Source organism: Acinetobacter sp. NIOH-H-8, assembly GCF_046635365.1.
Lineage (GTDB): Bacteria > Pseudomonadota > Gammaproteobacteria > Pseudomonadales > Moraxellaceae > Acinetobacter.
Genome location: NZ_JBHDVN010000002.1, coordinates 65,526 through 86,412, shown reverse-complemented (window position 1 = coordinate 86,412; position 20,887 = coordinate 65,526). Strand labels below are relative to the sequence as shown.

Here is a 20,887-nt window from a genome sequence, read left to right as displayed (position 1 = left end):
TGCGTCTCGATTCTAGCAACAGATCACCACCGCTTACGATGGCGATCTCTATCATTAGAAGTGTTTTCTTTATTAATTGATATTTAATCCATTAACTTGCTTTTTCAGCGAGAGAATCAGTGCGAATCTCAGATCTAGCAAGGGCTTGACCTTCTACTGACATTTTTAAGTTCACCAGGAAAATTGCCAGCGCAGCAATCAAACCGGGAATCGCAATTGCAAAGAAGTTCATTTGATGCGGTAAATTCATGGTGAGTAAAGCACCTGTCAGTACCGGTCCAACAATCGCACCGATACGTCCAATCCCGGAAGCCCAACCCATGCCGGTGGAACGCACAGTCGATGGATAATATTGTGCCACGAAGGTATAAAGCAGAATTTGTGAACCAATGGTTGCTGCACCGGCCACTGCAATCAAGCTGTAAAGCACGAATTGCGGACTGTTATAACCGAGCAGGATTAAAGAAGCTGCCCCGCAAAGAAACATGATGGTCAGCACTTTTTTGATATGGAAACGGTCTGCCAGATAACCCCCACCAATAGCCCCGATCATGCCACCAATATTCAGGGCAAACAGGAAGATCATGCTGGCGCCCAGTGAATATCCGGCTTGAATCATGAGTTTTGGTAACCAGCTACCCAGTGCGTAGACCATTAATAGACACATGAAAAATGCCAGCCAGAACATAAAGGTACTAAATGTGCGGCCTTGCTGAAATAATGCTTTTAAAGGTGCTTCATCGCCTTTTTGTACTTCATTCAGGACGAACTGGGTGTCAGATCCAATTATCTGTGTTGGCGAGATTTTCTGGATAATGCTTTGCGCTTGAGCAGTCTGCTGCTTATTGGTCAGATACATCAACGATTCTGGTAAATATTTCCAGAGTATCGGCAGGAACAGTAAAGGAGTACCCGCAAGTAAGAACATGATTTTCCAGCCAAACTGTGGCACCAGCCATGCGCCAAGCAAGGCAGATGTCATGCCGCCGATGGCATAGCCACTAAACATCAAAGCGACCAGTGTACTGCGAATCCTTTTTGGTGCGTATTCCGTCATCAGGGCAACGACGTTTGGCATCACGCCACCAATTCCGAGTCCGGCAAGAAAACGTAAAATTCCGAATTCGACAGGTGATGTTGCAAAGGCACCGATAAACGTAAAACCACTAAAGATCGCGACACAGATCATGATGGTTTTTTTACGTCCCAGTTTATCGGACAAAGTGCCGAAACTCATCGCTCCAAACATCATACCGAACAAGGCGGTGCTGGCTAACATGCCTGCCTGTACTGCACTGAGTGCCCATTCCTGCATCAGTAGCGGTAAAGCCACGCCGTAAATTACCAGGTCATAACCGTCAAAAATAATGATCAGCAAACACCAGATCAGGACGCCCCAATGAAAAGGCGTGAACTTTGCTTCATCAATCAGCGTATTTATATTCACTTTATTTGTAGACATCTCCACCTCCTAATTGTGAAGTTCAATTTATGAGATTCACAATGCAGAAGATGTCCATAAATGTCCAAAACTGAATAGGCATGCTTCTATACCTATAAAGTCTGCCTTAAAGAAAAGGCTTTATTTACTATGCCTTAATGATATTCATCCAAAAAATGAAACCTTTATTCAATATAAAAATATGGATTCGCTTTATTCCCTATAAGATCCAGACAGGTATTGATCTGAATTAAAATACAGCACGATCATATTTAATCGCTTCAAGATCATAGACCTGATAGACCGCATCAAACAGATAACGAATATATTCACTTTCATCCATATTACGAATAGCCATAAAGACTGGGCTGACCGCAAATTCATCTAATAAAGGGATAAAGTTTAAATGAGCCAGACGAATATTTTGGGCACTTTCCGGCACGATACAAACACCCTCTCCAGCAGCCACAAAACCAAGCGCCAGTTGCAATTCACTGACTGCACGAATATTTTTCGGTTCCAGTCCATACTCAGAAAATATACTGCGCACCTGGGTAGAAAAATTCGCTTTACCATTATTCGGATATAAAAAGAGTGGCTGATCCACCAGTTCCGACAGGTTCACGCCATCACGTTGCGAGAAAAAATGGCTGGAATGCGCAGCGACCATGAGTCTTTCTTCACGCAGCAACACCCGTTTCACTGCTGGATCTGAAATTCTCAAGCGTCCAAAACCGACATCAATCCGCCCTTCCTTAAGTGCCTGAATCTGCTCTGAAGTATTCATTTCAACCATCTCAATTTTGAGCTGGGGATGTTGCTGCTTAAATAAAAACACAATACGCGATAGCAAACCGAACAATAACGAGCCAACAAAACCAATACTAATGGTGCGATCCGCGATACCAATCCGCTTGGTCATCGATTTGATTTCTTCCGCATTAGACAAAAGTTTAACCGCATGCTGGTAGAAGAATTGACCTGCTTCTGTGGTCTTAAGCGGTCGGCTACCTCTTTCAAAGAGCTGAATATCCAGTTCCTGTTCCAGATTTTGTATCTGTCTGCTTAAAGGTGGTTGAGCAATAAACAGTTTTTCTGCCGCCTTGGTAAAACTTTGTTCTTCGACGACTGCGACAAAGTAACGCAAATGCCTGAGTTCCATATTCCTAAATACCTTTAAAGTATAAAAAAATGCTAAATCGATCTTAGACCAATCAAAATTATTCTTTTAAGGTATATCAGGTCAAAACATTAAAGCAAGAATGTGAAGCGTAATTATGTATAAGTCAGTTGAAACCTTGCTGGTTCAAATACCGACGATCCGTCCTCACAAGATGGCTGTCGCAACCATGCAAACCCAGACACTGGTCCTGGTCAAAATCACCACCGAAGACGGCTATGTGGGTTGGGGCGAAGCCACCACTATTGGCGGTTTAGGCTACGGTGAAGAAAGCCCAGAAAGTGTCAAAGTGAATATTGAGACTTACTTTGCACCGCTTCTGAAAACATTATCGGGTTTGAATGTTGCACAGACATTACGAGCCATCAAAAAGAATATTAATGGTAACCGTTTTGCCAAATGTGCCATTCAAACTGCGCTACTGGATATTCAGGCACAACGTCTGAACCAGCCACTGAGTGAAATTCTAGGTGGACGTTTACGTAACAGCGTACCAGTGCTGTGGGTATTGGCATCTGGCAATACCGAGAAAGACATTGCTGAAGCCCAGAAAATGATTGCGGCCAAACGCCACAATATTTTCAAACTGAAAATTGGTTCTCGTCCAGTGGAACAGGATGTTGAACACGTGCTTGCCATTAAACAGGCATTGGGCAAAGACATTTCAATCCGTGTGGACGTCAACCGTGCCTGGTCAGAGCTGGACGCGATTAAAGGTATTCAGTTACTCCAGGACGGCGGCATTGATCTGATTGAACAGCCGTGCGCCATTGACAATCTGGATGCAATGCGACGTCTGACCCAGCGTTTTGATATCGCCATCATGGCGGATGAATCCTTGATGGGGCCACAGTCTGCCTATCAGATCGCACGTCAGCATGGTTCATCAGTTTTTGCAGTCAAAGTAGCGCAGTCCGGTGGCCTGATTGAAGGCTGTGAAGTTGCAAAAGTGGCACAGCTGGCAGGCATCGATCTGTATGGCGGCACCATGCTGGAAGGCCCGGTAGGCACGATCGCCTCTGCCCATGCCTTCTCGACTTTTGAAAGTCTCGCTTATGGCACCGAACTGTTTGGCCCCCTGCTACTGACTGAAGATATTTTAAAAACCCCACTCCAGTATCAAAACTTTGAACTTGAGATTCCGAAAGGACCAGGTCTGGGTATTGAGTTGGATGAAAACAAAATTGACAACTTGCGTCGTCAATAATTCCAGGAGAATCCCATGCTTTTCCAAGTACGAATGGACGTCAATATTCCAAAAGATATGCCAGTTGAACAGGCCAATGAAATTAAGGCTGTCGAAAAAGCCTATTCACAGGATCTGCAACGTCAGGGTAAGTGGCGTCATATCTGGCGCATCACCGGGCAGTATTCAAACATCAGTATTTTTGATGTTGAAAGCAATGAAGAGTTGCACAACTTGCTACAGGGCTTGCCACTCTACCCGTATATGAACATCGAAGTTATCGCATTGAACCGCCATCCATCATCGATTCGGGATGATGACAAGTAATGAATAAATTCGGGAATGGAAATAAAAAAAATCCTTCCCACCCATACACCTGAGGGTAATCCAAAAGGACTTGTGGCCAGCAAGATTTAGCCAGCCAAATGAATGCTAAAACATGCGCCACTAAAATATGAAAACATACTTTAGGAGCAATAGTATGAACCGCCAAGAAATTGATGCACTGGTTAAAAAAATGAATGTCGATACAGCGACAGGACCAGTAGATGAGCGTGTACAACAAGTTGTTGTACGTTTATTAGGTGATCTTTTCCAGGCTATTGAAGATCTTGATATTTCTCAGACTGAACTCTGGAAAGGTTTGGAATACTTTACTGATGCAGGTCAAGCTAATGAATTAGGCTTACTGGCTGCAGGTCTTGGTCTGGAACATTACTTAGACTTACGCGCGGATGAAGCAGATGCCAAAGCAGGCATTACAGGTGGTACACCACGTACCATCGAAGGCCCGCTGTATGTTGCAGGTGCACCTGAGTCAGTTGGTTTTGCGCGTATGGATGACGGTTCTGAAGAAGGCAAAATTCCGACCCTGATTATTGAAGGCACAGTGACCGATACTGACGGCAACATCATTGAAGGTGCAAAAGTTGAAGTCTGGCATGCCAATAGCCTGGGCAACTATTCTTTCTTTGACAAGTCGCAATCTGACTTTAACCTGCGCCGTTCTATCTTTACCGATCAAGACGGTAAATATGTTGCTCTGACCACCATGCCGGTCGGTTATGGCTGTCCACCTGAAGGTACCACCCAGTTCGTACTGGACAAATTAGGTCGTCACGGTAACCGCCCATCTCATGTGCATTACTTCGTATCTGCACCCGGTTACCGCAAGTTAACCACACAGTTCAACATCGAAGGCGATCAGTACCTGTGGGATGACTTTGCATTCGCCACACGTGATGGTCTGGTCGCAACCGCTGTTGATGTGACTGATGAAGCTGAAATCGCACGCCGCGGTTTAAATGGTCCATTCAAACATATCCAATTCAATATTGAACTGGTGAGAGACCAAGCTGCTGCACCAAGCACTGAAGTAGAACGTCGTCGCGCAAGCGCTTAATTCAAAATGGAATCGGGATGTCAGTCTGAGCAACATCCCGATGACTTCCCCTCCTTGGAAAGTCGGAGACTGGACATGCCTCGTATTCCTGTAATTAACATCAGCCATTTAGACCGTATTGATGAATTACTGGTCGATGATTTTGAATCTGGTGAATTTAAACTGCACCGTTCCGTATTTACTGATCAAGCCCTGTTTGATCTGGAAATGAAATACATTTTTGAAGGAAACTGGGTTTATCTGGCCCATGAGAGTCAGATTCCCAATAACAACGATTACTACACAACCCATATTGGCCGTCAGCCAATCATCATTGCACGTAATCGTAATGGCGAACTGAATGCCATGATCAATGCCTGCTCACACCGCGGTGCACAGCTCTGCCGCTACAAACGTGGTAATAAAGCAACCTATACCTGCCCATTCCATGGCTGGACATTTAATAACTCGGGCAAGCTGTTAAAAGTGAAAGACCCGGCTGATGCAGGCTATTCAGATTGCTTTAACCAAGACGGTTCTCATGACCTGAAAAAAGTAGCCCGTTTTGAAAATTACAAAGGCTTCTTGTTTGGCAGCCTGAATCCGGATGTTCCATCTCTGGAAGAATACCTGGGCGAAGCCATGAAGATCATCGACATGATCGTGGGTCAGTCTGAGCAAGGTCTGGAAGTTTTACGTGGTTCATCGACTTATACCTATGAAGGTAACTGGAAGCTGACTGCAGAAAACGGTGCCGATGGTTATCACGTCTCTGCTGTGCACTGGAACTACGCCGCGACCACTCAGCAACGTAAGGAAAAAGAAGCTGGCGATAATATTCGTGCCATGAGCGCAGGTTCATGGGGCAAACAAGGCGGTGGTTCTTATGGCTTTGAACATGGTCACATGCTGCTTTGGACTCAATGGGCCAATCCGGAAGACCGTCCAAACTTTGCCAAGAAAGATGAATATACCGAGCGTTATGGTGAAGCCATGGCGAAATGGATGATTGAGCGTTCACGTAACCTGTGTATCTATCCAAACGTTTATTTTATGGATCAGTTCGGCTCACAAATTCGTGTCCTGCGTCCAATCTCTGTCGATAAGACTGAAGTGACCATTTACTGTATCGGTCCTGTCGGTGAAGAGCCTGAAGCACGCACCCGCCGTATCCGTCAGTATGAAGACTTCTTTAATGCTTCTGGTATGGCAACGCCGGACGATCTGGAAGAATTCCGTGCCTGTCAGGCTGGTTATGCCGGGATCGCGCTTGAGTGGAACGATATGTGTCGCGGCTCCAAACACTGGATCCAAGGTCCAGATGATGCTGCCAATGAAATCGGTTTAAAACCAAAACTGTCTGGTATTAAAACTGAAGATGAAGGTCTATACCTGGCTCAGCACCAGTACTGGTTAGAACTGATCAAAAAAGGCATCGCGACTGAAAAAGAAATTGCAGTATCTACTGAAGGAGAAAACGCATGAGCGACATCACTTTAGAAAATATTGCGCAGTTCCTGTATCAAGAAGCTCGCTTTTTGGATGATGAGCAATGGGATGACTGGTTGACGTGTTATGCCCCTACTGCTTCTTTCTGGATGCCAGCCTGGGATGACGACGACAAACTGACTACAGATCCACAGTCTGAAATCTCCCTGATTTATTATCCAGACCGTCAAGGTTTAGAAGACCGTGTGTTCCGGATTAAGACTGAACGCTCATCTGCCACCATGCCGGATACACGTACCAGCCATAACATCAGCAATATTGAAATTGTTGAACGTGATGGCGACAAGGTCACTGTACGTTTTAACTGGAATACCTTGAGTTTCCGTTACAAAAACAGCTACAGCTACTTCGGTATGTCACGTTATGAAATCGATTTTTCAGGCGATAAACCACAAATTTTAAGCAAATACGTGGTACTGAAAAATGATTACATCAATCAGGTTATCGACATCTATCACCTTTAAGACTGTTTTTATTACAGCCAGGTAAAACCTTTCAGCCAGATGGAAAATTGGCTGAAAGGTCCAGTTACAAAGATTTATATAGGATATTCAGCCATGTCAAACCACAATATTGCACTTCAATTTGAAGATGGCGTTACACGTTTTATTTCTGTTGCCCAAGGCGAGACCCTGTCTGATGCAGCTTACCGTCAAAAGATCAATATTCCTTTGGACTGCCGTGATGGTGCTTGTGGAACGTGTCGTGCGTTTTGTGAATCAGGTTCATTTGACATGCCTGAAGAAACTTATATTGAAGATGCATTAACGCCTGAAGAAGCAGCTGAAGGCTACATTCTTGCTTGCCAATGTAAACCAACCTCAGACGCCGTATTTCAGATTCAGGCCTCTTCGGAAGTGTGTAAAACTGAAATCCATGCTTTCCAGGGAACTTTGGCTCGCGTTGAAAACCTGTCTGACTCGACCATTACCTTTGACATTCAGTTAGATGAAGGTCAACCAGACATTCACTTCCTTGCCGGTCAATATGTGAACGTGGGTATTCCAGGTACAACTGAAACCCGTTCTTATTCGTTCAGCTCTAAACCAGGCAACCGTTTAACCGGCTTTGTGGTACGTAACGTGCCAAATGGTAAAATGAGTGAGTTCTTGAGTGCCAATGCCCAAGCTGGCGACAAAATGACCTTTACTGGTCCATTTGGTAGCTTCTACCTGCGCCCTGTGACCCGTCCTGTCTTGATGATGGCGGGTGGTACAGGTATTGCACCATTCATGTCGATGCTGCAAGTGCTGGAAGAAAAAGGTTCAGAACATCCAGTGCGTTTAGTATTTGGTGTGACCAATGATTTCGACTTGGTTGCCATTGAAAAACTGAACGAACTGCAAGAAAAATTCTCGTGGTTCGAGTATCGCACTGTTGTGGCTAACCCGGAATCGGCACATGAGCGTAAAGGCTATGTGACCGGTCATATCGAAAACAAATGGCTAAATGGCGGCGACGTAGACATCTACCTATGTGGCCCTGTACCAATGGTAGAAGCAGTTCGCGGCTGGCTAGATGCTGAAGGCGTAAAACCTGCAAGCTTCCTGTTTGAAAAATTCTCTGCCAACTAAGAGAGGGAATTTGTTCAATGTCTAATCGTCAAAGATTTGAAAATAAAGTCGTAATCGTGACGGGTGCCGCTCAAGGCATCGGTCGCGGTGTCGCGCTGCAAGTGGCGAGCGAAGGTGCTCAAGTCGTCATGGCTGACCTTTCTCCTTATGTGGAAGAAGTTCTGGCTGAAATTGAAGCGACTGGCGGTGATGCGATTACGGTCAAAGCCAATCTGGAAACGTTTGCGGGTGCTCAATCAGTCGTTGAAAAAGCACTAGAAACCTATGGCCGTGTCGATGCGCTCATCAACAACGTCGGTGGCGCGATCTGGATGAAACCTTTCGAGGAATTTTCTGAAGAGGAAATTATCAAGGAAGTGAACCGTTCGTTGTTCCCGACACTGTGGTGCTGCCATGCAGTTCTTCCGGAAATGATTAAAAACCAGAAAGGTACCATTGTAAACGTATCTTCTATTGCGACACGCGGCATTAACCGTGTGCCATATTCGGCATCGAAAGGTGGTGTGAACGGCCTGACCGCTTCCCTTGCCTTTGAACATGCCAAAGATGGTATCCGTGTCAATGCAATCGCGACGGGTGGCACTGAAGCACCACCACGTAAAGTACCGCGCAATGCCAATCCATTGACTGAATCTGAAAAACAATGGATGCAGCAAGTGGTTGATCAGACCATTGACCGTACTTTCATGGGACGCTACGGTACGATTCAGGAGCAAGTGAATGCAATTGTATTCCTGGCTTCGGATGAATCATCTTATATGACAGGTACAGTGGTACCGGTCGGTGGTGGTGATCAGGGCTAATCCTGATCATCACGATTTTTAACAGGCTCATGGTTCGACGCAAGGAGGCACATCACCAATGAACACCCTGTTTCAGACATTAAAAAATGATTGGTCAATTTCAGCAACTGTTGCAGGATTCTTAGCAGTGCTGATTTCCTATTCAGGGCCACTGATCATTTTTTTCCAGGCGGCACAGCAAGCTCAGGTTTCCCCAGACATGATGATTTCATGGATTTGGGGAATTTCTATTGGGGCTGCGCTCGCAGGTATTTTTTTATCCATTAAATACAAAATACCTGTCGTCACCGCCTGGTCTGCGCCCGGAACGGCTTTATTAGTCACGCTGTTTCCCGATATTTCGCTCAATGAAGCGGTTGCTGCCTATATCACCTCTGCTGTGGTGATTTTTTTCATTGGGATCACCGGTTATTTCGACAAATTGCTGTCCTGGATTCCTCAGGAAGTGGCTGCCGGAATGATGGCGGGGATTTTACTGCAGTTTGGTTTAGGGTTGTTCACCGCGACCGATACCATGCCCTATATCGTCTTTGGCATGCTGGCGGTATTTTTGCTGGCCAAGCGTTTTAGTCCCCGCTATGCCATGGTCTGGGTGCTGATTGCCGGTGTGGTTTTAAGCATGCTACTCGGCAAGATTAACCCGGTCACGGCAGATTTCAGTCTGGCGATTCCGCAATTTATTGCACCAGAATGGACCTGGAGTTCAACCCTGAATCTGGCCCTCCCGCTCATTCTGGTCAGCCTGTCTGGCCAGTTTTTACCGGGAATGGCGATTATCAAACTCAGTGGTTATGACATGCCCGCCAAGCCGATTATTAGTGCAACGAGTATTGCCTCGCTTGCAGTAGCCTGTGTAGGTGGCATCACGATTGTCTTGGCCTCGATCACAGCTGCTTTGTGTTTGGGCAAAGATGCCCACGAACTGAAAGAAAAGCGTTATATCGCCGGCGTGGCCAATGGGCTTTTTTATATTTTAGGCGGCTTATTTGCCGGCAGCATTGTCATGCTGTTTAGCCTGATGCCTAAAGAACTCATTGCAGCTTTGGCGGGACTGGCATTACTGGGTGCGATTGCCACCAATATTTCCGTGGCCATGGGCAAAGAGTCGCAACGTGATGCAGCACTGATCACCTTTTTAGCGACTGCTTCCGGCATGCATTTCTTGGGACTGAGTTCAGTCTTCTGGGGAATTTGCATTGGCCTGGTAGCACATTTTCTGCTGTCACAGAAAAACCGTAATGCAGTTCCGGTTACAGCATCAGATTCAAAACGAGTTTAAAGACATCCATCAGTTTAGGATATGTAAGGACCAGATTATGATAGATAAAAGTTCATTATCATTGAAAGAAGCACTCTCCCAGATCAAGGACGGTTCTACCATTATGATCGGTGGTTTCGGTACAGCGGGTCAGCCTGCTGAACTGATTGATGGTCTGATCGAATTGGGTATTAAAGACCTGATTATTGTCAACAATAATGCCGGTAATGGCGATTACGGCCTGGCGAAACTGCTTAAAGCTGGTGCTGTTCGTAAAATCATTTGCTCTTTCCCGCGTCAGTCTGACTCGTGGGTATTTGACGAGTTATATCGTGCAGGCAAGATTGAACTGGAACTGGTACCGCAAGGCAATCTGGCTTGCCGTATTCAGGCAGCAGGTATGGGCTTAGGTCCAATCTATACCCCTACCGGTTTTGGTACTTTGCTGGCTGAAGGTAAACCGACCATGAACTATGAAGGTAAAGACTACGTTTTAGAAAATCCGATTAAAGCCGACTTTGCTTTAATTAAAGCATCTAAAGGCGATCGTTGGGGCAATCTGGTGTACCGAAAATCTGCGCGTAACTTCGGCCCAATCATGGCAATGGCAGCAGATGTGACCATCGCTCAAGTTTCTGAAGTGGTTGAACTGGGTGCACTGGATCCAGAGCACATCATCACCCCGGGAATTTTTGTTCAACACGTTGTTCAAGTTAAACCTGCACAGTAATCACGGATAAGGAGAAAAGAAGTGAGCTATAACAAACTGACCCGTGACCAGATTGCTGAACGTGTGGCACAAGACATTCCTGATGGTGCTTATGTGAACCTGGGTATTGGTTTACCGACCAAGATTTCAAGCTACCTGCCAAGCGATAAAGACGTCTTCCTGCATTCTGAAAATGGTCTGTTGGCGTTCGGTCCTCCTCCTGCTGAAGAAGACCGCGATCCTGAGCTGATCAATGCCGGTAAAGAATTTGTGACCATGCTGACTGGAGGTGCATTTTTCCATCATGGAGATTCTTTTGCGATGATGCGTAGTGGTCACTTAGATATCGCAGTCTTGGGGGCATTCCAAGTCGCTGAAAATGGTGACTTGGCCAACTGGCATACTGGTGCACCGGATGCAATTCCTGCTGTCGGTGGCGCGATGGATCTGGCCGTCGGTGCCAAGAAAGTCTTTATCACTACCGATCATGTCACTAAAAAAGGTGAACCGAAGATCGTGGCTGAACTGACTTATCCTGCCACTGGCCTGAAATGTGTAGACCGTATTTATACCGATCTGTGTGTGATTGATGTCACGGCTGAAGGCATGAAAGTGATTGAAAAAGTTGAAGGTCTGTCATTTGAAGAATTGCAGTCGATGACGGGTGCAACATTGATTGATGCGACACAAGGTTAAGTAATAAAGCAAAATTAAATCCCCCTATATCCCCTGAACGAGACTTAAGCACTGCTTTAAGTCAATGTGCAAGAAAGGGGGACTTTCGAAAATATATGACGGAAGCTCTCCTCCCTTTATCAAAGGGAGGTCGGGAGGGATTAGAGAACTGGAAATAGAAACAATGAAAAATGCATATATTATCGATGCCATCCGTACCCCATTCGGTCGTTATGCCGGTGGCCTCGCGCCTGTCCGTGCAGATGACTTAGGTGCGCTGCCAATTAAAGCGTTGATGGAGCGCAATCCAAGTGTGAACTGGGAACAGGTCGATGACGTGATCTATGGCTGTGCCAATCAGGCCGGTGAAGACAACCGTAACGTCGGTCGTATGTCTTCTCTGCTTGCAGGCCTGCCTTATCAGGTGCCGGCAACGACCGTGAACCGCCTATGTGGTTCATCGATGGATGCAATCGCAATGGCAGCACGGGCGATTAAAGCCGGTGAAGCTAATCTGATTATTGCCGGCGGTGTAGAAAGCATGTCGCGTGCTCCATTCGTGATGGGCAAGTCAGAAACGGCGTATGGCCGTACTCAAAAGCTTGAAGATACTACCATGGGCTGGCGTTTTATCAACCCGAAACTGAAGGAACTGTATGGCGTGGAAACCATGCCGGAAACTGCGGAAAATGTGGCAGCACAGTTCAATATCAACCGTGAAGATCAAGACAAGTTTGCCCTGACCAGCCAGCAACGTACTGCAGCGGCGCAGGCCAAAGGTTTCTTTAAAAATGAAATCATTCCGGTAGTGATTTCTCAGCGTAAAGGCGAACCTGTGGTTGTTGATACAGATGAACATCCACGTGCTTCTACGACACTAGAAGGTTTAACTAAGCTAAAACCAGTTGTAAAAGCGGATGGTACGGTGACTGCCGGCAATGCTTCTGGCATTAACGATGGTGCAGCGGCACTCCTGATTGCCTCTGATGAAGCTGTTGCTGAATATGGCCTAGAAGTGCGTGCCAAAATTATTGGCTCAACGGTTGTCGGTGTTGAACCACGCATTATGGGCTTTGGTCCGGCACCAGCGATTAGAAAGCTACTGGCCCAGACCGGTTTGACACTAGATCAGATGGATATCATTGAACTGAATGAAGCCTTTGCTGCACAGGCCTTAGCCGTGACCCGTGACCTTGACCTTCCAGATGATGCTGCCCATGTAAACCCGAATGGCGGTGCCATTGCCATTGGCCATCCACTCGGTGCTTCCGGTGCCCGTCTGGTGACAACCGCACTGAACCAGCTGGAACAGACTGGCGGGAAATATGCTCTCTGCTCTATGTGCATTGGCGTAGGTCAAGGTATCGCGCTGATTATTGAACGTGTTTAAAAAATCCCTCCTAACCTCCCTTTCTTGCACAAGGCTTAAGCAGTGCTTATGCCTTGTTCAGGGAAGAACTTTTAGAAGGAAATAAAAGGAATAACAAATGCCAACATTTACATCAAATGATGCCCAGATTAATTACCAGACTTTTGGGAATGCCAACAAACCTGCATTGGTATTTTCCAATTCACTGGGCACCAAATACAGCATGTGGCAGCCACAGATTGAACATTTCCAGCAGGATTATTACGTAATCTGTTATGACACCCGTGGTCATGGTGCATCTTTTGCGCCACAAGGCCCATATAGTCTGGAACAACTGGGTCAGGATGTCGTGAGTCTTCTGGATCATTTGAATATTGCAAAAGCAGCATTCTGTGGTATTTCTATGGGTGGCTTAACCGGTCAATGGTTAGTGATTCATAAGCCAGAACGTTTTAACCACGTGATTGTTTGTAACACCGCAGCCAAAATTGGCCAGGAACAGGCATGGCAAGACCGTGCTGCGCTTGTCCGTGAGCAAGGTCTTGCTCCGATTGCTGCAACTGCAGCATCACGCTGGTTTACCAATCCCTTTATCCAGAGCAACCCGGCAGTCGTTGCAGAACTTTCAAACGACCTCGGAGCTGGCAGCCCAGAAGGCTATGCAAACTGCTGTGAAGCTCTGGCTAAGGCGGATGTCCGCGAACAACTTAGCAGTATTCAAATCCCTGTGCTGATTATAGCGGGTCAGCAGGATCCGGTGACGACTGTTGCAGATGGCCAGTTTATGCAGCAACGTATTGCGAATAGCAAGTTGTTTGAAATCAATGCTTCGCATATTTCCAATATTGAACAGCCGGAAGCCTTTAATCAGGCAGTACAAACTTTTCTTGCTGCTTGATTTATGGTTGTAAAAAAAGCCACGATATTTCGTGGCTTTTCTTTTTATTCGTTGATTCGTTAAGCCCAGATCACCAGCATCGCTGCAATCACCACTAGTCCCAAGCCCCAATGCTCGGCACGCGCCAATTTTTCTTTAAAGAAATAAGCTGAAATCAGCAGACTGAACAGGATTTCGATTTGTCCCAAGGTTTTCACGATTGGCACGCTCATCATACTCATGGCGGTAAACCAACCGAGTGATGCCATAAAGCTACAAAAACTGACTTTAAAAGTAAGTCCCAAACGTTGCCACATGGCAACTAAGGTTTTGCGGCTAAATAAACTTAAATAGATCAGCATACTGATACATTGGAAACCAATCACCGAAATCAGTACCCATGAAGCTCTATGCATGGTTGGCAACATTGGTAATTCCAGACTGGCTTCACGTACCAAGAGTGAAGTAATAGCAAAGCTCAAACCGCTGCCGATTCCGATGGCTAAAGTCTTGGTGGATAGACCGGTGAGCTGATTGCCCTTACTCAGCAGGAATACCGCATAACCACCGATCAGCACCCCGATCCATGCCAGTACAGACAGATGATCTGACAGAAAAATCACTCCGATAATGGCAGCCAGAATCGCTTCACTTTTTGCCAATCCAACGCCAATCGCATAATTTTTCTGTTTAAACAGCTGCACCATCAAGGCGGTTGCCAGAATCTGGCTGATACCGGCAATCAGGATATAGATCCAATACTTCGGGGTAAAATGCACCACACTTTCTACCGGTTTGAAGTGATATAAAGCTGCGATGTAAAGCCCTGCTAGCGGAAAGCCAAACAGGAAACGCGCCAGTGTCACGCCCCAGATATCGACAGTTGTGCTGAGCTGTTTTTGAAAGGCATTTCGCCAGGCCTGCATAAATGCAGCCATTAAAGTGAAGAAAATCCAGCTGATTGCCATACCCTGATCGTTAATGCCGTAAAAGTGAATTAATTCTATGCCTTAGTACAATCTATGACTAATTAAAAATGAGATAATGGCTAATAGCTAAAAGTTTAATTTTCTAATTCAAAAATAATTAAAATTTATCAATTTGATAGGGATAAAATTGATTTCTCAGATTCCAACTATGCAAAAAAATAAGAAAATAACTCCTGATCTTTGATTAACTTATAATAAACGGCTCTTCTATTTTAAGAGACCGAAGATGTTTCATCAGAATAAACTTTTTCCATTGGAATAAAGCGAATGCCATGTTCCTGAGTAAGTTCACCCGTCTCAACAAAACCAAATTTTTTATAAATATTGAAGCCATATAAACTGGATTTGACTGTAATCTTTTGATGCCCTTGATTACGGATTTGTTCTTCTAAAAAATTCCACATTTGTCGTCCATATCCCTGACCCTGATAAGCTGGATCCAGAAAAAAGTGCATGAAGTGTGCAGGTTCCATATAGGCCACTACGCCCACAATTTTTTGATTAATTTCTCCAATAAAATAATGAATATCAGCTCGGTCAAAAATGGTCTGAAGAATTTCAGGTTGAAAACGCTTGCGCCCCTCTTCACTAGAAATCAAGACATCAACAAATGGGGCAATGACGTTCGCAATTGCAAGTGTATCCTGAACAGTGACTTTTCTTATCTTCATCATATCTTAATACCCCAAAAGCAGAACTAAAAAATTAAAAATAATTTATTTTTCAGCATGATGCATGTTTTAACATTGAGTAAAATATATACCAATTAGGTCTTATGAAAAATGCTATTCAATCAATTTTTTTCAATAATTTTTGATCTCTAATTTTTTATAGTTTGCATTATTCAGTTTTTTTAAATTGATACTCTCGTTTTTATTTAAGAAAAAAATACATAAGTCAGTTCATCGGTTTTTTTATTTCTGTCAGCTTTTCTTCTATAAACAGTCACTAAACTATAATCTAATGAATAATCGATCACATGCATTTTACAATTAATCAACATAGTGTTTTTTAAGAAATTTTTATGATGAATTTTTAAACAGGATAAAATTCCGCAATGCAATCTGAATATAAATTACAGAGTTTCAGCAATCCATTGTAATTCATTCATTTCGCAGGGAGTATCGATGAAATATTTTGAATGTCCAGTTTGCGAACAGCAGATCTTTTTCGCCAAATTCGTGTGTGATCACTGCCTTTCCCCTATCGGTTATATCGCATCCGAAAAAGAAATGACGACATTTAAAAAGCTGAATGCTCAGGAGTGGGTTCCGGTTGCCGAAAAGTATCAACATTCCCGTTATAAACCTTGCTATAACTATACCCATCATCAGGTATGTAACTGGATGATCCCTGTAGATGACGAGGAAGATTTTTGCGAATCCTGCCAGCTGACTCATGTAATTCCAAATCTGGAAAATTCTGAGAACATGATTTACTGGTATCGGCTCGAGGAAGCCAAACGCCGTTTTCTGTATCTGACCCAACGTATGAACATTATGCCTCGTCCAAAACATTCGGATGATGATCCATTGGGTTTGCGTTTTGATTTTCTTCTTCCTGAAAAAGACAAGCCAGTACTTACCGGCCATGCCAATGGTGTGATTACCTTAAATGCCTTCGAGGCCGATGTGGTTTATCGTGAAACAACTCGGGTCAATATGGGTGAAAATTACAGGACATTATTAGGGCATTTTCGTCATGAAAGTGGGCATTTTTATTTTAATGTCATCCAGCACCTACACCCGGAATTACTCGATGAACTTCGCCATTATTTTGGAGATGAGCGGCAAAATTATAGTGAAGCATTAGAACGTCATTATAATCAAGGTGCACCTATTAACTGGCATGAAAAATATATTAGTCCCTATGCCACCGCACACCCGTGGGAAGACTGGGCTGAAACCTGGTCGCACTATCTGCATATCATGGAAACACTGGAAACAGCATTTTATGCTGGTCTACGCGTGGAAGGTAATGGCCGAAACCTGGCCAGTATGGACTTTAAAGAATGCCCGATTGGTGGACAGGATTTTGAACATATCCTGGAAAACTGGGTCACCCTGACTTTTAACTTGAATGCTTTAAACCGCAGTATGGGTCTGGAAGATGCTTACCCGTTTAAGCTGACTGAAGCTGTGAAAGATAAACTGCGTTTCATTCATCGGCATATATTGGATAAAGTCTTTAATAACCCACGTCTGATTCAGAACTAAAATATTTATCTAACACAATAAATAAAGCCCGTGATTTACGGGCTTTATTTTGGGCTTAATACTATTTCAATAAATTAAGCGATACTCTTAGCTTACCAAAAGCATCGCTATCTCATCTAAATGAACTTAAACCAGTTCTACCGCAATCGCTGTTGCTTCACCGCCACCAATACATAGCGCTGCAATACCTTTTTTGCCGCCAGTACGTTTCAAGGCATGAATCAGGGTCACAATGATACGAGAACCTGAAGAGCCCAGTGGATGACCTAGAGCACAAGCACCGCCATTAATATTCACTTTGGCAGGATCCAGTTCAAAGGCATCAATCGCTGCCATGGTCACCATCGCGAAAGCTTCATTAATTTCCCATAGATCCACATCAGCTGCATTCCAGCCAGTTTTCTTCAGTACTTTTTCAATTGCGCCCACCGGTGCAATCGTGAATTCTGATGGATGTTGTGAATGGCTGGCATAAGCCAGAATATTCGCTAGAGGTTTCAGGTTACGCTGTGCTGCAATCTCGCTCGATGTTACAACCAGTGCGGAAGCACCATCGGAAATTGAACTGGCATTAGCCGCAGTAATCGTACCGTCTTTTTTAAATGCCGGACGTAAAGATGGGATTTTGTCTGCTTTGGCATTCAGTGGCTGTTCATCCTGCTCAACCACCACATCGCCTTTACGCGTGCTGACTGTAACTGGCACGATTTCATCTTTGAAGAAGCCCTGCTGAACAGCAGTCACGGCTTTATTTAAAGAGCCAATTGCATAATCGTCCTGTTGTTCACGAGTATAGCCTTTCTTGTCCGCCATTTCTTGTGCCAGGATGCCCATAGATAGACCAGTTTCAGCATCTTCCAGGCCTTCCTGGAACATATGATCCGTTACTTTGCCGTGGCCCATACGGAAACCGGCACGAGCTTTATCCATTAAGTACGGTGCGTTCGACATGGATTCCATACCGCCCGCCACTACGATTTCTGCCGAACCCGCCTTGATCGCATCCGCAGCCTGCATCACGGCTTTCATACCTGAACCACAAATTTTATTGATCGTGGTCGCGCCGGTTGAATCTGGCAGGCCTGCCTGACGCATAGCCTGACGTGCCGGCCCCTGTTTTAAGCCAGCTGGCAGTACGCAACCCATGATCACTTCATCAATATCATTGGCTGCCAGACCTGCACGCGCTACCGCTTCCTTGATCACTACAGCACCCAAATCTGGTGCCGTACAGCTTGAAAGTGAGCCTTGAAAACCACCCATCGCGGTACGTACAGCTTCTACAATTACAATCATTCTAATTTCATCCTTTAACATCATTGTTATCAACACTGCAAAGTGATAGCTCTACAGTGTTTGTCCTTCGCAATATTTGCGGGTTTAGGCTTGTGCAGTGAAATATTCTTCTGGCAATTGCATCACCAGCTCTGCACCTGCCTGAATGCGTTGAATTCTCGCACTCAAATCCGGGAGTACTTTAGCAATATAGTAATTTGCCAATACCAGTTTATTCTGGAAATAGCTCTCTTCTTTGGTAGACGCCGCTTTGCTAATACGTGCATACATATAGACGAAGCTCAACAAACCTACCGCATGCAGATAATCCACAGCAATCGAGTTGGCGAAATCAGGATTCTGCTGAGACTGCTCAACAATAAAATTGGTGATATCTTCCAGTTGCTGACAGGTATCTAAGGTTGCCTTTTTAATCGTTAAGGCATCATCTAGACTTTGGGCAAATTCACGGATTTCTGCAATATACTCTGCAATATATGCACCTTTACATTTCGTAGTTTTACGGCCAATCAGGTCAATTGCCTGCACCCCATTGGTCCCCTCATAGATCTGTGAAATGCGCAGGTCACGGATACATTGTTCCATGCCCCATTCACGGATATAGCCATGACCACCGAAGCACATTTGCGCTTCCAGCGCAGCATCTAGGGCTTTATCAGTCAGATAGGCTTTGGCAATTGGCGTCAACAAAGCCACACGATCGGTTGCTTTACGTACTGCCTCTGGATCGGTTGAGTATTTGGTAATATCCAGCTGCTGACCGACATAGACTGCGAAAGCACGAGAAGCTTCATTATTGGCACGTACATTCAGCAACATACGGCGTACATCACCATGGACTAGAATCGAATCGGCTGGTTTTTCTGGTGATTTTGCACCGGTTGAGGCACGGCCCTGTAAACGGTCAGTCGCATACTGAGCTGCATTCTGATAAGCAAATTCTGCCGCACCAATGCCTTGAATCCCCATCGACAAACGTTCGTAGTTCATCATCACGAACATGCCCGCCAGACCTTCATTTTCATTGCCCACCATATAGCCTTTGGCACCATCAAAGTTCATGACGCAGGTTGCCGAGCCTTTGATGCCCATCTTATGTTCGATCGAGCCAGCAGCGACTGCATTGCGCTCACCGAGTGAAGCGTCTGCATTGACCAGGAATTTTGGAACAATAAACAGAGAAATACCGCGTGAACCTGCTGGCGCGTTCGGTGTTTTGGCTAGTACCAGGTGAATGATATTTTCACTCAGATCATGCTCACCGCTGGTAATGAAGATTTTGGTCCCGGTAATGTTATATGAACCATCTTCGTTTGGTTCAGCCTTGGTCTTGATAATGCCCAGATCTGTCCCTGAATGTGGCTCAGTTAAACACATCGTGCCTGACCATTCACCCGTATAGAATTTTGGCAGATAGGTTTCTTTCTGCTCCTGCGAAGCACGGTCATTGATCGCCATGCCAGCCCCCACGGTTAACAGCGGGTAAAGCATGAAAGAGGGATTGGTACTCCAGATCATTTCGTCTGCAAGTACAGTCAGCATTTTTGGCATGCCCTGACCGCCCCATTCTTCAGGTGCGCCCAGCCCCACCCAGCCGCCTTCAGCAAACTGTTTGAAAGCTTCTTTAAAGCCTGCAGGTGTTTTCACTTCACCATTACTAAACTGAGCACCACCTTCTTCATCTGCAGGGCGGTTCAGATCAAGAATCACATTCTTGGAAAACTTGGCCATCTCCTCCAGAATTGCATTTGCAGTTGCCATATCTAAATGTGCAAGATTTTCATTATCTTGCCAAAATTGTTCGGCCTGAAACACATCATTTAAAATAAATTCCATGTCTTTTAGCGGCGCATTATAAATAGGCATTTTCATATTCCTTCACTGGTGATACTCAATTCTGTTACTGAGTATTTTTTCATTATGGATTCGAGAAAATATTTTGAGGATTTTTGCTCGAATCCATGCATGTCATTCAAAAATCATCATATCGAATTAATCTGGCGATGAATTCATTGACATAAATTAGCGATATAAAATTTAAAATCAAAAACTTTATACCTCTGGTATTTACTGAATCATTAAAACTTAAATCCATTGATGAATGAAAAATTTAAGCTGTTAAAATGACTCTGGCTTCACTTCGCTAAACCTTGTCTGGTCTGGGTTTAAAACGAAAATATGATTCAGCTTTATGCCCTAAAACCATAAATCAAATATATTGAAAATGGAATTTTATTTAGCAAAGTTGATCTCAAGGGTTCAATTTTCTTGACAATATTTTTAGCGCAGCTGTATATGACTTTTTTCTACAAGAAATGTTGAATAAATATACAAATTTAGATAAATATCACGACCTTAGTTTTATAGCTATACATGTGAAAATAGCATATTCTTAGTAGGTTCCTTTTCGAAAATGATGAGTCA

General features: G+C 44.6%; 19 protein-coding genes. 13 read left to right on the top strand and 6 right to left on the bottom strand.

Annotated elements, in window-relative coordinates:
* Positions 1 to 91: 91 nt before the first annotated feature.
* Both ACEWB7_RS01830 and ACEWB7_RS01825 read right to left on the bottom strand, forming a co-directional pair.
* Entirely contained in the window at positions 92 to 1,462 is a 1,371-nt protein-coding gene (locus tag ACEWB7_RS01830; protein ID WP_262737478.1) for an MFS transporter, read from the bottom strand.
* 229 nt (positions 1,463 to 1,691) lie between these two features.
* On the bottom strand, positions 1,692 to 2,603 hold the full coding sequence (locus tag ACEWB7_RS01825) for a LysR family transcriptional regulator (protein WP_312316312.1): 912 nt from the start codon (positions 2,601 to 2,603) through the stop codon (positions 1,692 to 1,694).
* Between the two features lie 115 nt (positions 2,604 to 2,718).
* On the opposite strand from ACEWB7_RS01825, the gene ACEWB7_RS01820 reads away from it, so the two are divergent.
* The 12 genes from ACEWB7_RS01820 to pcaD all read left to right on the top strand — a co-directional run bounded on the left by ACEWB7_RS01820 (position 2,719) and on the right by pcaD (position 13,983).
* Positions 2,719 to 3,828 carry a muconate/chloromuconate family cycloisomerase gene (locus ACEWB7_RS01820; RefSeq protein ID WP_312309705.1) on the top strand — a complete coding sequence of 370 codons (1,110 nt, stop codon included), beginning with the start codon at positions 2,719 to 2,721 and terminating at the stop codon, positions 3,826 to 3,828.
* Positions 3,829 to 3,843: 15 nt separating this feature from the next.
* Positions 3,844 to 4,134, top strand: a complete 291-nt coding sequence (catC, locus tag ACEWB7_RS01815) for a muconolactone Delta-isomerase (protein WP_125278482.1) — start codon at positions 3,844 to 3,846, stop codon at positions 4,132 to 4,134.
* A 154-nt stretch (positions 4,135 to 4,288) separates the two neighbouring features.
* On the top strand, positions 4,289 to 5,209 hold the full coding sequence (gene catA / locus ACEWB7_RS01810; protein WP_125278481.1) for a catechol 1,2-dioxygenase: 921 nt from the start codon (positions 4,289 to 4,291) through the stop codon (positions 5,207 to 5,209).
* Between the two features lie 75 nt (positions 5,210 to 5,284).
* The gene (gene benA, locus ACEWB7_RS01805) at positions 5,285 to 6,673 is read left to right on the top strand and encodes a benzoate 1,2-dioxygenase large subunit (protein ID WP_312316308.1); all 1,389 of its coding nucleotides are present in this window, start codon (positions 5,285 to 5,287) and stop codon (positions 6,671 to 6,673) included.
* Positions 6,670 to 7,161, top strand: coding sequence for a benzoate 1,2-dioxygenase small subunit (benB, locus tag ACEWB7_RS01800; RefSeq protein WP_064096717.1), 492 nt, complete (start codon positions 6,670 to 6,672; stop codon positions 7,159 to 7,161). Before benA ends, benB begins: the two co-directional genes overlap by 4 nt.
* 93 nt (positions 7,162 to 7,254) lie before the next feature.
* Positions 7,255 to 8,271, top strand: a complete 1,017-nt coding sequence (benC, locus tag ACEWB7_RS01795; protein WP_312316304.1) for a benzoate 1,2-dioxygenase electron transfer component BenC — start codon at positions 7,255 to 7,257, stop codon at positions 8,269 to 8,271.
* Between the two features lie 17 nt (positions 8,272 to 8,288).
* Positions 8,289 to 9,074: a benzoate diol dehydrogenase BenD gene (gene benD, locus ACEWB7_RS01790; protein ID WP_312316303.1), complete on the top strand. Its 786-nt coding sequence runs from the start codon at positions 8,289 to 8,291 to the stop codon at positions 9,072 to 9,074.
* Between the two features lie 58 nt (positions 9,075 to 9,132).
* On the top strand, positions 9,133 to 10,353 hold the full coding sequence (gene benE, locus ACEWB7_RS01785; protein WP_004731109.1) for a benzoate/H(+) symporter BenE: 1,221 nt from the start codon (positions 9,133 to 9,135) through the stop codon (positions 10,351 to 10,353).
* Positions 10,354 to 10,390: 37 nt separating this feature from the next.
* Positions 10,391 to 11,062: a 3-oxoacid CoA-transferase subunit A gene (locus ACEWB7_RS01780; RefSeq protein WP_004731110.1), complete on the top strand. Its 672-nt coding sequence runs from the start codon at positions 10,391 to 10,393 to the stop codon at positions 11,060 to 11,062.
* Positions 11,063 to 11,083: 21 nt separating this feature from the next.
* Positions 11,084 to 11,737: a 3-oxoacid CoA-transferase subunit B gene (locus tag ACEWB7_RS01775; RefSeq protein WP_312533448.1), complete on the top strand. Its 654-nt coding sequence runs from the start codon at positions 11,084 to 11,086 to the stop codon at positions 11,735 to 11,737.
* A gap of 163 nt (positions 11,738 to 11,900) precedes the next feature.
* Positions 11,901 to 13,106 (top strand): 3-oxoadipyl-CoA thiolase, encoded by a 1,206-nt coding sequence (gene pcaF / locus ACEWB7_RS01770; RefSeq protein ID WP_312316295.1) that lies wholly within the window; start codon positions 11,901 to 11,903, stop codon positions 13,104 to 13,106.
* 97 nt (positions 13,107 to 13,203) lie between these two features.
* Positions 13,204 to 13,983 carry a 3-oxoadipate enol-lactonase gene (pcaD, locus tag ACEWB7_RS01765; RefSeq protein WP_312316292.1) on the top strand — a complete coding sequence of 260 codons (780 nt, stop codon included), beginning with the start codon at positions 13,204 to 13,206 and terminating at the stop codon, positions 13,981 to 13,983.
* A gap of 59 nt (positions 13,984 to 14,042) precedes the next feature.
* On the opposite strand, the gene ACEWB7_RS01760 is transcribed toward pcaD, so the two are convergent.
* Both ACEWB7_RS01760 and ACEWB7_RS01755 read right to left on the bottom strand, forming a co-directional pair.
* Positions 14,043 to 14,930, bottom strand: coding sequence for a DMT family transporter (locus tag ACEWB7_RS01760; protein WP_104426100.1), 888 nt, complete (start codon positions 14,928 to 14,930; stop codon positions 14,043 to 14,045).
* Between the two features lie 233 nt (positions 14,931 to 15,163).
* Positions 15,164 to 15,622: a GNAT family N-acetyltransferase gene (locus ACEWB7_RS01755; protein ID WP_104426988.1), complete on the bottom strand. Its 459-nt coding sequence runs from the start codon at positions 15,620 to 15,622 to the stop codon at positions 15,164 to 15,166.
* Between the two features lie 456 nt (positions 15,623 to 16,078).
* On the opposite strand from ACEWB7_RS01755, the gene ACEWB7_RS01750 reads away from it, so the two are divergent.
* Entirely contained in the window at positions 16,079 to 17,167 is a 1,089-nt protein-coding gene (locus ACEWB7_RS01750; protein ID WP_175967701.1) for a putative zinc-binding metallopeptidase, read from the top strand.
* Between the two features lie 126 nt (positions 17,168 to 17,293).
* Here the strand turns inward: ACEWB7_RS01750 and ACEWB7_RS01745 are convergent, their stop codons facing one another.
* The gene (locus tag ACEWB7_RS01745) at positions 17,294 to 18,469 is read right to left on the bottom strand and encodes a thiolase family protein (protein WP_312316371.1); all 1,176 of its coding nucleotides are present in this window, start codon (positions 18,467 to 18,469) and stop codon (positions 17,294 to 17,296) included.
* A 78-nt stretch (positions 18,470 to 18,547) separates the two neighbouring features.
* Entirely contained in the window at positions 18,548 to 20,329 is a 1,782-nt protein-coding gene (locus ACEWB7_RS01740) for an acyl-CoA dehydrogenase C-terminal domain-containing protein (RefSeq protein ID WP_411580361.1), read from the bottom strand.
* Between the last annotated feature and the right edge of the window lie 558 nt (positions 20,330 to 20,887).

Excerpts from the sequence above, each read along its gene's own strand:
- ACEWB7_RS01755 (WP_104426988.1), bottom strand. The coding sequence starts at position 15,622 with ATGAAGATAAGAAAAGTCACTGTTCAGGATACACTTGCAATTGCGAAC.
- ACEWB7_RS01825 (WP_312316312.1), bottom strand. The coding sequence starts at position 2,603 with ATGGAACTCAGGCATTTGCGTTACTTTGTCGCAGTCGTCGAAGAACAA.
- ACEWB7_RS01830 (WP_262737478.1), bottom strand. The coding sequence starts at position 1,462 with ATGTCTACAAATAAAGTGAATATAAATACGCTGATTGATGAAGCAAAG.
- pcaF (WP_312316295.1), top strand. The coding sequence starts at position 11,901 with ATGAAAAATGCATATATTATCGATGCCATCCGTACCCCATTCGGTCGT.
- ACEWB7_RS01820 (WP_312309705.1), top strand. The coding sequence starts at position 2,719 with ATGTATAAGTCAGTTGAAACCTTGCTGGTTCAAATACCGACGATCCGT.
- ACEWB7_RS01750 (WP_175967701.1), top strand. The coding sequence starts at position 16,079 with ATGAAATATTTTGAATGTCCAGTTTGCGAACAGCAGATCTTTTTCGCC.
- catC (WP_125278482.1), top strand. The coding sequence starts at position 3,844 with ATGCTTTTCCAAGTACGAATGGACGTCAATATTCCAAAAGATATGCCA.
- ACEWB7_RS01740 (WP_411580361.1), bottom strand. The coding sequence starts at position 20,329 with ATGCCTATTTATAATGCGCCGCTAAAAGACATGGAATTTATTTTAAAT.
- pcaD (WP_312316292.1), top strand. The coding sequence starts at position 13,204 with ATGCCAACATTTACATCAAATGATGCCCAGATTAATTACCAGACTTTT.
- benA (WP_312316308.1), top strand. The coding sequence starts at position 5,285 with ATGCCTCGTATTCCTGTAATTAACATCAGCCATTTAGACCGTATTGAT.
- benC (WP_312316304.1), top strand. The coding sequence starts at position 7,255 with ATGTCAAACCACAATATTGCACTTCAATTTGAAGATGGCGTTACACGT.
- ACEWB7_RS01760 (WP_104426100.1), bottom strand. The coding sequence starts at position 14,930 with ATGGCAATCAGCTGGATTTTCTTCACTTTAATGGCTGCATTTATGCAG.
- benD (WP_312316303.1), top strand. The coding sequence starts at position 8,289 with ATGTCTAATCGTCAAAGATTTGAAAATAAAGTCGTAATCGTGACGGGT.
- ACEWB7_RS01780 (WP_004731110.1), top strand. The coding sequence starts at position 10,391 with ATGATAGATAAAAGTTCATTATCATTGAAAGAAGCACTCTCCCAGATC.
- benE (WP_004731109.1), top strand. The coding sequence starts at position 9,133 with ATGAACACCCTGTTTCAGACATTAAAAAATGATTGGTCAATTTCAGCA.
- benB (WP_064096717.1), top strand. The coding sequence starts at position 6,670 with ATGAGCGACATCACTTTAGAAAATATTGCGCAGTTCCTGTATCAAGAA.
- catA (WP_125278481.1), top strand. The coding sequence starts at position 4,289 with ATGAACCGCCAAGAAATTGATGCACTGGTTAAAAAAATGAATGTCGAT.